Source organism: Natronomonas gomsonensis, from assembly GCF_013391635.1.
Classification (GTDB): domain Archaea; phylum Halobacteriota; class Halobacteria; order Halobacteriales; family Haloarculaceae; genus Natronomonas; species Natronomonas gomsonensis_A.
This window is the reverse complement of sequence record NZ_JACAWU010000002.1, coordinates 1,176,164-1,191,549: the sequence shown is the minus strand read 5'-3', so window position 1 is coordinate 1,191,549 and position 15,386 is coordinate 1,176,164. Positions and strand designations below refer to the sequence as shown.

12 protein-coding genes are annotated in these 15,386 nt (G+C 54.4%); 3 read left to right on the top strand and 9 right to left on the bottom strand.

What is annotated here, in order from left to right; translation table 11 throughout:
- Nucleotides 1–158: 158 nt before the first annotated feature.
- Nucleotides 159–1,715, bottom strand: a complete 1,557-nt coding sequence (locus tag HWX69_RS14640; RefSeq protein ID WP_178917806.1) for a hypothetical protein — start codon at nucleotides 1,713–1,715, stop codon at nucleotides 159–161.
- A 443-nt stretch (nucleotides 1,716–2,158) separates the two neighbouring features.
- Between HWX69_RS14640 and HWX69_RS14635 the strand changes: the two genes are divergently transcribed.
- Nucleotides 2,159–3,574: a flippase gene (locus tag HWX69_RS14635; protein WP_246286520.1), complete on the top strand. Its 1,416-nt coding sequence runs from the start codon at nucleotides 2,159–2,161 to the stop codon at nucleotides 3,572–3,574.
- Between the two features lie 14 nt (nucleotides 3,575–3,588).
- Here HWX69_RS14635 and HWX69_RS14630 read toward each other — a convergent pair whose 3' ends face one another.
- Complete coding sequence (locus HWX69_RS14630; protein ID WP_178917804.1) at nucleotides 3,589–4,557, bottom strand: alkaline phosphatase family protein; 969 nt, start codon at nucleotides 4,555–4,557, stop codon at nucleotides 3,589–3,591.
- 207 nt (nucleotides 4,558–4,764) lie between these two features.
- Here HWX69_RS14630 and HWX69_RS14625 point away from each other — a divergent pair, with 207 nt between their 5' ends.
- A complete protein-coding gene (locus HWX69_RS14625) occupies nucleotides 4,765–5,841 on the top strand; it encodes a glycosyltransferase family 4 protein (protein ID WP_218644800.1) in 1,077 nt (358 codons plus the stop codon).
- 1 nt (nucleotide 5,842) lies between these two features.
- Here HWX69_RS14625 and HWX69_RS14620 read toward each other — a convergent pair whose 3' ends face one another.
- Entirely contained in the window at nucleotides 5,843–7,216 is a 1,374-nt protein-coding gene (locus HWX69_RS14620; RefSeq protein WP_178917803.1) for a sulfatase, read from the bottom strand.
- A 476-nt stretch (nucleotides 7,217–7,692) separates the two neighbouring features.
- Between HWX69_RS14620 and HWX69_RS14615 the strand changes: the two genes are divergently transcribed.
- Nucleotides 7,693–8,400 (top strand): hypothetical protein, encoded by a 708-nt coding sequence (locus HWX69_RS14615; RefSeq protein WP_178917802.1) that lies wholly within the window; start codon nucleotides 7,693–7,695, stop codon nucleotides 8,398–8,400.
- Here the strand turns inward: HWX69_RS14615 and HWX69_RS14610 are convergent.
- From HWX69_RS14610 to HWX69_RS14585, 6 genes are all read right to left on the bottom strand, one after another.
- A complete protein-coding gene (locus HWX69_RS14610) occupies nucleotides 8,372–9,307 on the bottom strand; it encodes a hypothetical protein (protein ID WP_246286519.1) in 936 nt (311 codons plus the stop codon). The genes HWX69_RS14615 and HWX69_RS14610 overlap by 29 nt on opposite strands.
- A 247-nt stretch (nucleotides 9,308–9,554) precedes the next feature.
- Nucleotides 9,555–10,598 carry a DUF354 domain-containing protein gene (locus HWX69_RS14605; RefSeq protein ID WP_178917800.1) on the bottom strand — a complete coding sequence of 348 codons (1,044 nt, stop codon included), beginning with the start codon at nucleotides 10,596–10,598 and terminating at the stop codon, nucleotides 9,555–9,557.
- An 8-nt stretch (nucleotides 10,599–10,606) separates the two neighbouring features.
- A complete protein-coding gene (locus tag HWX69_RS14600; RefSeq protein WP_178917799.1) occupies nucleotides 10,607–11,908 on the bottom strand; it encodes a nucleotide sugar dehydrogenase in 1,302 nt (433 codons plus the stop codon).
- Nucleotides 11,905–13,014, bottom strand: coding sequence for a non-hydrolyzing UDP-N-acetylglucosamine 2-epimerase (wecB, locus tag HWX69_RS14595; protein ID WP_178917798.1), 1,110 nt, complete (start codon nucleotides 13,012–13,014; stop codon nucleotides 11,905–11,907). The genes HWX69_RS14600 and wecB overlap by 4 nt, the downstream gene beginning before the upstream one ends.
- A gap of 2 nt (nucleotides 13,015–13,016) precedes the next feature.
- Complete coding sequence (locus HWX69_RS14590) at nucleotides 13,017–13,991, bottom strand: glycosyltransferase family 2 protein (protein WP_178917797.1); 975 nt, start codon at nucleotides 13,989–13,991, stop codon at nucleotides 13,017–13,019.
- A 215-nt stretch (nucleotides 13,992–14,206) separates the two neighbouring features.
- Entirely contained in the window at nucleotides 14,207–15,304 is a 1,098-nt protein-coding gene (locus HWX69_RS14585; RefSeq protein WP_178917796.1) for a DUF1616 domain-containing protein, read from the bottom strand.
- Nucleotides 15,305–15,386: the final 82 nt, after the last annotated feature.

Below are 15,386 nucleotides of genomic sequence, written 5' to 3'. Positions count from 1 at the left end.
CACTCTCCAAGATCTTCAGTCCTCGCTCAAGTTTTACGGGTCAGCCAACTGGTGACTCGCAGTTACGATGAAAGCCGGCAGTCAAATAATTCATCAATTTAAGTTGTGGTGCGGGGGAAATAGGCAGCTATGTTTTCTCACGCTATTTTGCCCCTACATCATCCAGATTTTGTAGACATATTATTATTCCCATACAATTTCATTTTGCCTGAATCATAGATGTGTATCATGTTGGTGTTTCTTTGTATCTTACCCTCAGACATTTCCCACGACTGTACGGTGACCCAGTTAGGCAAAGCAACATAATTCCATCCAGTGTATGTGACATAGATCCCCTCCTTTACTTGCTGCTGAGTCCGCATTTTGTTAATGTCAGATATAGTTAACACCCCAACTTGGATTCCACTTTGAGACTCCTTGTATGACTGTAATGCATATGATTCCACCAAATATTGGCTCGTCTTTGTAGTTAATACAGGTTTATTTGAATAATCTGACATGAATTCACTAGATTCTTCATATTCCGAAAAACCATCGACGCGATTGATGCTGTTGGATTGGAGGCCTACAGCATAAAATATAGGTGCCTGAATGAGTAGCAGTACGAGTGCTACGACTACTATACTGCGTCGGGTTTTTATATCGAGAACGGCTGATTCCCGGTCCCTATTTTTCCAAAGATAACCAATAGTAAGAATCATCGGCAGATGAAGCCATTGTACGGGTATCGCACCAACAAAAATCCGGAGAAACATGAAGATACCTACGCTCAGAGTCAAACTACCCATTATGAGGTCATCAGCGTATAAGTCACGGTGTCTAAGGAACTGGAGTATTAGTATTCCCAGCAAGCTAAGGATGAAGAGAACAATCACATATTTAAAAACTGCTAGATAAGTTAGGGTTGGGGGCCGCGTGAAATATATCGCAGCAAGTTCTTCTGGAAGGTCATTCGTACCAAACCAAGCACTTGTGAACTTTGAAAGGGTGGAAAATTCTTCTAATCGAAGAACAAGAGGAATAGCAGTTGAATATATGAAACTACTCATACCGAATATCACGATAGCAGCTAAGGAAATACTTATAATCAAAGATTTACTGGTTGAGTAAGAAAACCAATATTTTGATGTCTTATTAGCACAACTTTCCAGTAAATTTGTACTGATAGCAAGGATACCCAGACAAGCCAGTGCAATCACAGATAAATTGTACGACACAAACATAAGGGATGTTAAGATAATTACGAGGCATAAACTCAGTCTCCTATACCAGCGCCCATTTCTAACGGATACAATGAGCAAAATAAGTACTGTAAAAAATAGCATTTTGCCAAATCCGTGTGGCCAAAAATAGAGTTTTTCTGTGCCTTCCAAGCCGGTTAGATATTGAAGTAAAACAACCCCACCAGCGATCCTGTAATCACTAGATAATTTATATGTCAAAGTGAATAGTATTGGGATATATGCCCAGACAGTTAGTGGAAAATATATCAAAGCCGACGGATCAATATTTGAGACTATAACAAATATCGCACCAAATCCATAGAAGCCCTCGACATTTATTCCGGACTCAGGAATATGGCCCGTCTGGACCGTTTCAGCCACATGGTATGCGTGTTTAGGAGCAAACCCGTCTACAGAGATAGTATACATAAAAAAAGCGGATGCAAGTGCCAAAAATACGGCAATGAGTCCAATTTTAGCTTGACGGGACACTAGTCTATCCAGTTCTGTCTGGTTGTATAACGTTATCGATATCACCATGATTTTTCCTATTGAATCGCCGTAGCGCGTCGAAATCAGTGGGTCACGTACTGTTTGAGGTTGTAAACATATGGGAGCAACCCCCAGGGTCTCGTACAAATCGTTTTTGTTCAAGGAGCTGCCGCCCAGGAGGGGGTGGTTTATTGGCTACCGTCGCAATACCTTTTTGTCAGCGAACCCACCACCTTGGTAAATAGTATAGTGTGGTTCCTCAAACTGACACTCATTCGCATCAACTCCATTGATTTATCGACCTATTAAGTCGTTGTCTGGGGATTTAGTGGGCTAAATAAACACCTTTTTTATAATAGCATGTTGTGACCCTCATATAACCGTTTGTTGTGGCGACCATTCACCTCCATTAAATAAATGCAATATCTCGAAGGAACTTCAGCATGTCTTTATTAAAGAACGTCAAACAGCTTTTTTTCCTACGGGTCTTTGGGCAACTCTTGACATTATTATCAGTCATCTATTTTACTCGTTCACTCCCACCAGGAACATTAGGCGAGTACTTCTACTTCGAGTCTCTACGAGGTATGGCTGGACTCCTAGTTTCATTTGGAGTCGGAGGTGCTACAGAAAAGTTTGCGAGTGAAAATGAAGATCCCGATGGGTGGTACTCCACGGGTTTGGTGATGACGACCGCACTAGCTGTAATAGGCTCTATACTGTTCCTCGGGGTCCAGTATGCATTTGATGGTATAATAGCCCAAGAGTACCTTATATATTTCATCGTTGCATTGACAGGACAGCAATTCATATCATTCTATAAACATATATTCAGAGCAGACCTCCGTGCAGCAGTTGGTGGTTTCGTAAATTTGCTTAGAGTTATAGCATTTGTTATAGGTGCGGTTGCCGCGGTCCGGCTTGGAATGGGGGCGCTTGGAATTATTGCATCCGCGACCTTTGCGAGACTCTTGGTTATTCCAGTTAGTATATATTTTACGAACCGGAAGTTCACTATTCCATCTATTGAGATGGCAAACAAGTTGATAGGTTTTGCAAAATACTACTTTCTAACCGTCATCGGATCAAAGATACTCTATTTTGCGGACATTGTATTAATCGGAATCCTGCTGACAAAGGCCGATGTCGGACTCTATGAAGTAGCGTGGCGTCTAATGCTCGCGGCAATCATCCTGAATGGAATTCTTGCGAACACAATCTTCTCATATATAAGTAAAGCAGATAGCCTGAACAATACTAAACAAATACGTGACGATATCGAGACTTCACTCCGATTTGTCCTTATTCTGCCATTTGCAGGTGTTATTGGGGCGGCAATTATTGGTTCGGATGTATTGGCTCTCCTTTTCACGGCTGAATACGTTTCAAACGAATATCTACTTTCAGTTCTGATGTCTGGGTTCATTTTTCAATCGATATATTTTTTATTTAGCCGTTCACTTGTAGCCATGAATAAACCGAAAGTGTCATTTTATGGCACGGCTACCACCATCATCTCGAACTTGGGGTTGAACCTGATGTTGATTCCTCGATTTGGAATCATTGGGGCTGCCTTCGCCACGAGTGCGTCATTTGTTATTGCAGCAGTAGTTCACGTTTTGCTCCTTCGTCAGTTTGTGAGTTTTTCCTTCCCCAAATATCGGTTTTTAATCCAGTTCATTTCAGCCTGCACTATGGGGGTTTGCGTATGGTTCGTAAAGACGCGGGTCATCTTTTCCGGGAATACTGAAACAATCTTATTGATTATTTTGGGAGCGACGATCTACACTATCCTTCTGTTGTCGATCGAACGTACTCGTGAGGATTTATTTTCTTTTTTACGACACTCATCAGGCTAATCATACCTCCAAACTCAGAGGTATCCAAGACTTTCTAACTGTTCTGTAACGTCTACATCCTCTCTAATCGAGGGATTAGACTTTGGATTACGTGTTCGCTGGTCGTTCGCACTCGTACGAACCCATGGGACACGTTTCAGGTCTGGATGCGGAAGACCGAAGAAGTGACCGTATTGGCCGAACTCACCCAGTAACTCACCGTGATCGGATGTGATGATTACATCCTCTGCATCGATGTTCTCCAACAGAATTTCGATAGAACCGAGAGCGAGACGGAGATTGTCCAGATAGGCTGCCCAAAGATCTGATTTGGTTATTTCACCAGCCTGCACCGCTCGATATGGGCTCTCTTCAGTGACACTCAGCGGCTGATTTTGTCTGATCAAGCCGTCAACGAAGGGTCGATGCGGCTGGAAGTAGTGGACAATAATTTTCTCGTAGTCGTTGCGACCCGCAGCAATCGCCCGGTCCGTAATGTAATTCGGATCCTGTATCGCGTCGAAGGTGGGGGCGTCATCCCCCAGATCATCGAAGGGTCGTTCGTGTTGTCTCGTGTACTCGATATGCGCGAATGCCTCCTCTGAAACGTGCGACCAGTCCGTCCAGGAAAACGGGATCGGTATTCGAGGATCGGTGTCACCGTGTTTGAGTACGGCCTCCGCGTTCGGGTTGCTGGTGATGAGTGCGGTCTTTGCAATTGCCTCCGCGTACTGCCCGGTGAACGTGTTCAGGTACCACTCCTGTGAATTACTTCCGACGCTCCAGATACTGTCAATATCGCCGAGAAAATCGTACTCGTCAGCGACTTCCCGGAGAGCGTCGACTCGACACGCGTCCAGCACGATCAACACGTCCCACTCGGCATCGTAGACGTTGGTTCCTAGCGGGTGTCGGGACGTTACTGCCTGCCAGCCGGCGGCGTAGACCGAGTAGATACCCTCAAGCAATTTTTCGGTGTCTCGCTGCCTGATGGCAGTACTCATGTGAGAAGCCCAGTTCCTAGCTGACAAGCCCATTGTTAACTGGCCTGCGAGGGCTGATATTCAATCATTCGATTGGGGTCTTCAATTTGTAGGGAACACTAGCACGGGTCTGGACTGATATCGAGGCCTCTCAGGTAGCTGGGTCGAGTTACGCCGACCGAAACCGGAGTACTCAACATTCAGGGCGGCACCGATATCCTAATTACCGTGGAAGAAGCCAGGCTGTGCGCGGAGAAAGAGGTGCTCGTCGTATCCGAGCACTCGAACCAAAAGAAAGTCGAGAGACACATCGGACCACTCGCTGACGTGGCCGGGCAGACCACAATGGTCTGTCTCACACCGAACGAATCCGTCGATATCGACTACAAGATCGTTCCGTCGGTGGGAATCCGACTGCTCGGAATCGGGTTGATGTTTCTATATGCGCTCCGCGAGGTGCTCACGAACGACTACGACCTCGTGGTCTCGTTCTCGCTGGTACCCTACGGCCTCATGGCACTCGTGGCCGGTGGCGTCTCTAACACACCGACGCATCTCGGGGTTTTGGGCGCGGACTTGGATGTCCACGCACACGCGTGGTACGGGTGGGGACCGCGGTTCGCGTTCCCTCGCTTCGACTCGATTTCAGTACTGGGGAGCCGTCACCGGCAACAGCTCGTGGACTACGGAGTCCCCGCCGAGTCAGTGTTTATTCTGACGAACGCCATCGAAACAGACGTATACGACCCGAAACGTGGAGCGGCAGAGTCCGAGTACGATTTTGTCTGGTCGGGTCGATTTTCACCGGAAAAAGCGCCAGGGCTATTCGTCGATGCGGTGGATGAACTCAATCGGCGGGGGTACAATATTCGAGCGGCAATCCTCGGCTCGGGAGACCTAACGGAATCGATAGAAGCGAAAATTCACTCGGCAGAACTCTCCGACATTGTCGACACACCAGGCTGGGTTGACGAACCAGCCGACTACTATACCCGGTCGGATACCTTTGTCCTGACTTCGGAGCGTGAGGCGCTCGGACTCGCACTGATCGAGTCGATGGCGATGGGGTTGTCATGTATCGCCCCACGCATCGGAAACATTCCGGACATCGCTGACGACGGCGAGAACGCGTTGCTCGTTGAGGAGCGTACTCCGGAGGCCTTCGCTGACGCTATGGAGCGTGTGCTCATCGACGCGTCGCTTCACGAGCGACTCGGTGCGAACGCGATTCCCGTCGGACAGTCATTCTCCTACGAGAATGCGCGGGAAGACTGGCGAGAGATCGTCGAGTATACCACGCGGTAGCTCACTTCATGTACCCCAAGTCCTCCAGTTGCGCCTGCACGTCGTCTTCGAGGTCGTTCATTCGGTTGCCGTCCTCGCTGATTTCGATTCGCTCCAGTCGTCCAACACGAGCCGATAGCGCCTCGGCGAGTTCGGACTCAGCGACACCGTCTACGGTTCGCTCCTCGAATCCCAGGCCCTCAAACAGGAACCGCTCGCCGGTATCGCTCCGGACGAACTTCCCGTCCGCGGTCCCCAGCCCGCGCCAGTAGGTGACGCCGTCGTCGGGTGATTGCCGACCAGTGTGTGGGATGTGGTCCTCGAACAGCGCGTGGTCGGGGGCGGGCTGGTACTCGTGGAGTGGCTTGGCCGCACCGTCAAGCGCGTACTCGTGGGTTGAGACGAGTTCGGTCGGTTTATCCACCACGTCGCCATCCTCCTGACCGGGCGCTTTGACGAGCAACGGAACCCGAGTGTTGATGTCACGGAGGTAGTGGGGTGGGCTCTCCGACCGGTCGAAGCCCCCGAGCGTCTTTCCGTGGTCCGAGCAGATGACGATCAACGTGTCATCGTATGCGTCGTTCGCCCGGAGGCTGTCGAGGATTTCCGCTACCTTCCGATCTTGGTAACGGAGGCTCGCATCGTAGAATTCCATCACCCGCTCTCGGGTCTCGGGGTCAAGGTCGGCCTTCCCCATGACGTAGGCTAGAAGTTTCGTGTTCAGAATCCGCGGCTCGACTGGTCCGGGCGTCTCTAGCCCTAACTCTCTGAACGCCCACTTGCGGGGAAAGTAGGGACTATGCGCCTCCATTAGATTCATAAAACAGAACCACGGCTGGGAGTCAGCAGTCGCTTCAATCCACGAGGTCGCGCGTCGTGTCAGCGAGTCGGTGAAGAAGGGGCGCTTGAGAATGTAAACCGGCTGGCGGGCTGCGTGCCCAACCCATGAGTGGAACCGCGAGACGAGGCGGTCGGTTCGGTCGTGTATCTCCGGGGTGGTCTCCGCCCCAATCTCGAGATTCCACTCGACGTAGTCCTCAAACCCCCTGTCGAGACCTGAGGTCTTTCCGACCCATGGGTTGTTCGAGAATCCCGCGGTCCGGTAGCCATCATCTCGAAGCTTCTCCGCGAGCGTCGGAATCTCCGATGAGAGCCGAAGGTTGCTGTCGGGAAAGGCGTTGGTGATACCGTGTTCGGACGGAAAGAGGCCGGTGAAAAGCGACGTATGCGTTGGGAGCGTCCACGGGGCCGGAGTGTACGCGTTTGTGTACCTCGTTGCATCCGTCCCGAACGCGTCCAGAGTGGGCGTCGTATCCCGGTCGTGGCCGTAACAGGACACCCGGTCCGTCCGTAGCGAATCCAGAACGAGAAAGAGAATATTCGGGAGGTCGGGCATTGTCAGCGGTTTGGACTGACGGTCCAATATATGTTGTCACTTCGATTCTTCCGTGGGTACTGGACAGCCGGTTGCAAACGATTTAACAGTCTCCTAGAGGTGTACCGACTGTGAAACTCGGCGGAATATCGCAGGGGACACTCTACGCCTCGGGATGTGCGTCGGTGTTCGCCGGAGCAGACCCTCGGGACATTCGACGGATCGGCCGACTCCCCGATGTCGGTGTGCGTGGCCGGTCCATGTCTCGTGTCCTTCAGACCAACTGCGCGAGTAAAGCCGTCCTCCAACGACTGTTCGGTACCTTCCCGACGACGAACGTGTGGCCGGTAGGTGACGACGAACTCTACGCGACACGTGGGGACTGTCTCTTCCGTAGCACCGACGGCGGCGACACGTGGGTACGTATCCGCCGGTTTCCGCGGTCATCCGGGCCGATGGGAATACTGCCAACCGGGTTGTGTGTGGACGACGATAATTTGTACCTCGGCGAATATCCCCTCAACGACGACATGCGACCCCGCGTCCTGCAGAGCGTGGACGGGGGAGAGACGTGGAAAACGGCTGCGACGCCTGCCGCGCGGCACGTCCACGCCGTCACCATCGACCCGTTTACCGGTGACCGCTGGGTGACGACCGGCGATGGCGACAACGAGTCGATGATCGGTCGGTTGACGGAGGACGGTCTCGAAACCGTCGGAATCGGGAGCCAGATGTGGCGGGCCGTCGACGTGGCGTTTACGCCCGATGCCGTACTCTGGGGGATGGACTGTCCGTACAGTAGGAAGAACCGCCTGCTCCGACTGGAGCGAGATCAGGTCGGCGCGAACAAGCCGTCCGTCGAGACGCTACATACGGTGACAAGCCCGGTGTATTTCGCTGAGACCGTGGAACTGGACGGTCAGTACCACGTGTTCTTCTCGACTGCAATCGAGCCGGCAACAGCCCCCCGACACTCCGCCTGCGTCCTTCACGGGTCAACCGCTGATGACTTCGACACTTGGCAGACGCTTGCAACATACGACAGAGCGTCTTCACCCTTGGCAAGCGTATTCGACACTAACGCCTACGTGTTCCTCGCGGCCGATGCCGACCGTGGGCTGTTCGTCAATCCGTACAACACGGACACGGACAGCGGAACAATCCGGAACGTCCCGGTCAGGCACCTTCGGACTCACGTAGGCTGAGCGCCGAGAGCGCCCGACACATCCACGCCTGGCTCCAGCGCATGTAAGGGGTTCTGTCCGTGAGGACTCGGCCGACCCGTCGGTGGAAGTACCCGTCGTCGTCGAGTAGGTTCGCTGTCGTCCACTCGTACACTGTCCGTGCCATCTCACGGTCCCGACCGAGATCGCGTTGAGCGAACGTGAGTATCGCCTGTGCGGCGGCGTGTACGTCGTAAGGGTAGCGCCTGTCGGCTTCGAACCGCGGCGCACCGTTCTCGTCGAACAGATTGTCACGGTAGAACCGGAGGCCTGTCTCGTAGGCGTCCCGAGAAGGATGGTCGGTCGGGTGGTCCATCGCGTAGTCATGGAGGCTTTCGAGGACGAATCCGGTGTGGAAGTTGTCGTGGGTCAGATGCGACTCGGTCGCCGGCATCGCGTAGTACCAGCCGCCGCTATCTGCCTGCGCGTCGACGACGAACTCGAACAACTCAGTGGCCCGTTCGAAGAGTTCGCCCGAGTCCCTGTGGGGTGCGAGCCGATAGAAGAACCCGGCTGCGAGCGCGTTCGTATTTATCAGGACAAACGAATCGTGAGGTGTGTAGGTGAACACATCGAATCCGTCGACTCGCTCGCGGTTGATGTGTTCCCTGATGAACGAGGCGGCCGACTGTGCCGTCTTCAGAGCCCAGGATTCGCCGGTCGTCTCGTAATAGTCAAGGAACGCCCGACCGCCGAAGACGGTCACAACGATGGACGGATGATACTCCGGCAGGAAGAACTTACGTCCGTTCTGCCAGTCGAAGTTGTATCCCCACGCAGCCAAGTCGTACTCCGACGACCGATTTTCGTTGAGCCAGCGGAGGAGGGACTCCGCTCGCTCTTTCTCGACAGCATCACCCGTCTCCCGATACCGGTTCAGGTACGCCATCGCGAACAGGGCGATTCCTTTTGGATTCCGCTCGGCTGGCACCCCGAGTAGAGGCCGAAGGTTTACCGGTGACTTGTGCACCGCGTGAAGCCCGACTAACCGCGTCAGCCAGTTGTTCGTCAGTGAGTCTACGATCGTACTGTTCAACCCGTCGTAGGGATCGTACCCGGCGTAGTCACGCTCACGGGCCCACGCCAGACAGTCGTCACAGACCACCCCCGGGCTCGCCCCCGCGTCGTCAGTCCAGTCACTCGCCATCAATGAGTTCTCCGACTAGCTCGACGACTTGATCTCGAACAGCTCGGGACCGGGTTCGATCCGGTGACACGTCCGCGTCACCGAGACCGTCGACGTAATTGAGAATTGTGGCAGGCTCTCGGGAGTGGAATATCCGGCCCTGGGCCTCCATTTCTTGGTCGACCGACAGCAGCGTGTTCGGGAAGAAGGAGACGGCTGGCTTCTCCATGCAGGCCGCCTCACGTGCCATCGTCCCCGATCCGGTGAGCATACAGCGACAGTGCCACGCCAACTGGAGCCCGTTCAGTGCGCCTTCGGGGACGTACACCTGCGTCTCGTCGTACGGATGAGCGTGAGCCTCGTCACCGCGGCCACGGGGGAGATACACGACCGGTATGTCTCGCTCGGTGGCTCCCCTGAGAAGGTCCGGGACCAGTGAGTGCTCGGCGTCTACGTAGGCGGCGTCGAGCGCCTCGGGCCGAATCACGATGTACTCCTCAAAGGGAAATTGGTCGGTGAACGACGGATCGGGGTCGAAGTCGGCAATATAGATGTCCTCCTTGTACCCGTCGTAGGTGTGGATACTCCCGGGATCGGCCCCGCGTTTCACCAGCTCGTCGATCTCGAAGGAGGACGGAACGACGTTGTGGGTCGCCATCGCTTCCAGCCGGTTGTACAGTTTCTCGTACCTGAGTCCGTCCACGTGGGCAGTGATGTCATTGTCCGTGAAGTGTATCGAGGGGATTCCGCGGGTCTTCGATGCCAAGATACACATCGCGTTTCGGGACGACAGCGAGACGTCGGCCGTGGGTGCGGACAACGCGAGCTGGCCCGTCCGAAGCGGAATCCCGACTTTCCTCAGCAGGGGGTTGTCGAAGTCCCTGCCGATAACGGTGTAGTCGAATCCGACCTCTTCGGCCAGATCGACTGTCTCCGTCTTGTTGCGAACGGTCGTCCGAAATGTTACGTCGGGGATCTCGTCGGCGAGGGCGTGAAAGAAGAACGGATGTGACGGACTCGCGAGATCGATCCATCCGGTCGTCGACAGTGCCATGGTCGTGCTCAGATGCGCCGCAGTGAGAACCCTTCTGATATCCACTCGCGCTCGGGAAGGATAGCCTTCGTATCGACGAGCAGGTCGCCGGTCATCGAGTTGAGCACCGGTGCCGGCTCCAACTCGGCGAATTCGTCGTGATCGGTCGTGATTACGACGGCGTCGGCTCCGGTGACGGCTTCGTCGAACCCCACGAGATCGAGTACCTGATCATCGACGTGGGGATCGTGCATCCTGATGTCGACGCCATCGCCGCCTAACTGGTTTCCGCCGTCAGCCGTCAGTTGCGACTGGTCGGCGGCTGCTTGCTGGAGTTCGGCAGCGAGGTCGAGCGCCGGACTCTGTCTCACGTCGCCGACGTTCCCCTTGTAAGCAACGCCGAGCAAAGCGATCTGTCGGCCGTCCAGCGTCCCCAGTTCCTCACGGAGGATGTCGACGATGTGGCAGGCCATCCCGTCGTTGATCTCCCGTGCGGTCTCGATTAGGTCGAGTTGGTCGGATCCGTACCCGAGGAACCAGGGGTCGATCGGAAGACAGTGACCACCGACACCCGGTCCCGGCTGGTGAATTTCGACCCGTGGGTGCGTGTTCGCCATCTCGATGGCCTCGCGAGAGTCGATATCGTAGTCAGCTGCTAACTTCGCAATCTCGTTGGCGAGGGCAATATTTGTGTCCCGAAATGTGTTCTGAATCAACTTCACGAACTCGGCGGTCGTCGCGTCTTCAGTTGTCCGAATATCGCCTTCAACAAACGACCTGTACAACCGAACAGCGGCTTCAGTCGAAACGCCGTTTACACCACCGATAATCCGGTTGTTCTGGCGGAGTTCAGTAATGATGTTACCGGGTAGAACCGTCTCAGGGCAATGGACCAGCGCGAAGTCTTTGCCAGCAGCTAGTCCGGATTCTTCAAGCACGGGTTTGAGTTCGTTGAACGTTGTGCCAGGCGGTACTGTCGACTCCAGAATGACCGTATCGCCCGATCGGAGATGTGGGCCAACCGCCTTCCCTGCTTGCCGAACGTAATTCAAATCAGCCTCCTTTGATTCCTCGTCGAACGGCGTCGGAACGCAGATGACGTGGTACTTTGCCTCAACGACTTCTTCGACGATATTTAACTGCCCAGACTCCAAAGCTTGCGTCACAAACGCTCGAAGGCCGGGCTCATCAAGATGTACTTCACCACCACGTAGCTGTTCTGTCACCTCCTTGCTGGCATCATACCCGTAGACATCGTGGTCGTAGTTAGCGAGCATCGCCGCCGTCGGAAGGCCAATATAGCCTAATCCATGTACACAAACTGAACTCATTGTTTCACCTGCTGCGGTTGCTTCGCCACAATATCGAGCATCTCCGCTGCTGCTTTTCCATCACCGAACGGATTTGCCCACTCAGTGGGTTTTGAGAGCATCCTTCTGGCCTCTTCTTGAATTGATTCCGGGGCAGTCCCACTCAGTCGGTTCGCCCCTACATCCAACGTCTCTGGCCGCTCCGTATTATCACGAAGTGTCACGCAGGGAACACGGAGTACACACGCTTCTTCCTGCACCCCTCCGGAGTCGGTAAGTATAAGATTTGCATCTGCCTCTAATCGGAGGAAATCAAGATACTCCTGTGGTTCCGTAAGGCGAATCCGTTCAGACACGTCGATAGCGAATTCATCAAGCTGATTTCGCGCCCGTGGGTGTATCGGATAAATAACGGTGGCACCGTGAGTCTCTGCAGCCTTTGCAACACCAGATAGTAACTCACGGAACCGACCTTCATCATCAACGTTCTCTGCACGGTGGGCCGTCATGAGGAAGTACTCTTCATTAACCATATCCAATTCCGCAAACACGTCACTCTTCTCGCGTGCAAGTTCGCGGTTTTGATAAAGCGCGTCAACGACGGTATTGCCGGTCACGTAGATATCTTCCTCAGGACGGCCCTCATCAAGCAAGTACTCTCGACTCTGCTCTGTCGGTGCGAAGAGATAATCCGAGACGTGGTCGGCAACGACGCGATTCGTCTCCTCTGGCATGTCTCGATCGAAGCTTCGGAGCCCTGCCTCGACGTGGGCTAGTTCACAGTCAAGTTTGCTACCTGCGATCGCGCTCGCAAGCACGGAGTTCGTATCGCCTTGGACGAACACCACACTCGGCTCAACTTCAAGCAACACCTCCTCGATTTGAATGACCATCGTTCCGGTCTGTTCACCATGAGAGGCAGATCCAACCCCGAGATGATAGTCGGGCGTCGGAAGCTCCAGTTGGTCGAAGAACACCGAATCCAGCGAGTCGGAATAATGCTGGCCGGTGTGGATGAGGACGAATGGCTGGTCTCTCTGCTCGCATTCCCGAATGAGCGGCGCCATCTTGATAATTTCCGGCCGAGTCCCCAACACGAACGCGAGTTGTGTGTCGTTCTGATTCAAATTTACTCACCGTCAAGGCCAGCGATCATATTCTGCACCTGACTCAACACCAGCCCACAGAACAGGCCAATCGTACCCAGTAGGATGGTGAATCCGCTGATCGTGACACGCCATTGGTGAAACGCACCCGTCGTCTGATACAGCCATGCAGCATGAGTCATCACCAACCCACCCATCGTCAATAAGGCCAATCCGGGCACCGCAAAGAACAGTAACGGATGTCGGTCACGGATCAACTGCGTCAGGAACACCGCAACGCCCAACCCGTGACGCAACGGATTGTGGGTCTGGCCGTCCACCTCTTCATACCGGACATCGATCGGCACTTCTTCGATGTCCAGTCCGTTCTCGGAGGCCTGCCCGATCATCTCGCTTTCGACGCCCATTCCGTCGGTGCGGATATTCAACTCCGCAACGGCGTCGGGTGAGAACGCCCGAAACCCACTTTGGGTGTCCGTCAAGTTCTCCCCAGAGGAGCCGAGCGTCAGATAATCAAGTACCCGTTGTCCAAAGCGGCGATACACGGGCGTCTCCGTGTCATCGTCCTCGAGATACCGGCTGCCGATAGCGATATCGCAGTCATCATCGACAACCGGTTCGACGACTTCGGGGATGTCGCCGGGGATATGCTGGCCATCCCCATCAAGCAGGACAACCGCATCGAGATCAACGTCCTGAAAATGGCCAAGGATGGTCCGAATCGCCCCGCCTTTTCCCTTGTTCGTCTCGTGTTCAATGACGGTTGCCCCAGCTGCTTCGGCAATCGCCACTGTGTGATCGGAGCTGCCGTCATCAACGACGACGACTTCCTCAGCATACTGCTGTGCCTGGAGGACAACACTCCCAATCGCAATCTCTTCGTTATACGTCGGAATGCCAACGACAATCTCTTCCGCAACTGTGCTCGATACTTCTGAAATAACCGACTGGTCGGTAACACTCGATTCACCCCCGCTTCCGTTCGTTTGTATTCCCATTGTGTAGCGCACCCGTCTACTCAACCGCAGTGGCTGGCCCTCCAACCCAGCCGGAGACTTCTGGTAACGATATGATAATCAAACTAAACTGGTTTAAAATTATCGTACAGGAGCAGACGAGTACAACCACCGTGGCAATCGCTGTTGATGTGGGTTTAAGCACGTATTAATCCAGTTTTGCCTGCATCAACACCCCGAGTATACCTCACCTACCATCAGGCGCTCGAAACGTTGACCCACAGGTGGAGATCTCGATAGGCCGTCGACGTATCAATCTCCGCTGGCGGCTCACCACGATACAACAGATACTGCAACCGAAGGTTCTCACCAGTCATCCGCGGCGCGACAGTATGCTGCCGATGCCACGTCTCATTGTGGGGGAGCGTCGTCTGGAAACGTCGCAACTCCTGTGATTCACGCACTCGTGTCTCATTGCCCACGGTTTCAACCCGCTGAATCTCCACCACCACCGTGTAGTTCGCCCGCTGGTGTTCCTGATTGCCGATGCCGACGACCAGCGAGCGTTCCTCACCTTGCGTGAAGTTCGTCGGATAATTATCGGCGACCAATCCCTCGGCGTTGGAGACCTCTTGGCCGTCCTCGGCTTCGGTAAGGAGGTAAAACTCCGAGAACTGCTCACCCTGCGGTGGCACCGCAATCGCATACCCAACGGACCCTAACGCAAGCACCACACTCACCGCCAACGCCACGTTCAGGACGGCGTCAGTACGGGAGGATGGCTCAAACACCTCCTCGCGACCCGCCTTAAGCCATGCCCGATACGGCACGGCAAAGCGTTCGTCTTCGGGCAGCTCCCAGCGCCGAACGGTTGCCACGGCGGTCATCACAACAGTAAACCCACTCAACGACACCATGATCGGCGCCAGTCGAATCCCCCACGGCGTGAAGTTTAGTGCCAACCCGATCAGCGGCGTAATCGCGATACTCAACCCAAAGGCAAGCGCGAGGCGTTCGATGCCGTCGATACCACGATCACTGCCGAGCGGACCACCCAACGGGCCCTTGAGAGAATATCCCGAGTCATCGCCATCATCGTCGTCTTGTGCCTCCGCGAGCGCCTCCTCCGTTGGTGGCTGTCCCGCTTCGGGAAACAGCGCCGCGATGAAGACGTAGCCGGGAACGAACAACACGAAGGGCAGTCCCAACAGCACCCTCACCGGCGATTCCCGGACGATCGGCAGAAAGACGACCGCGTTTGTCAGCACGACCACCGCAAGCATTGCGGCGAGGTCGGCTGGCAACCGACGGACTGGACGGGGCAACAACAACCAGAGGTCCCGTCGGCGTGACATCTACTACAGCGAAAGCGGGTGCCGAACAAAAAAGCCGCGGTCGGTGCGTCGCCACGGCGACGTGACGGGTATCTTGCGGATT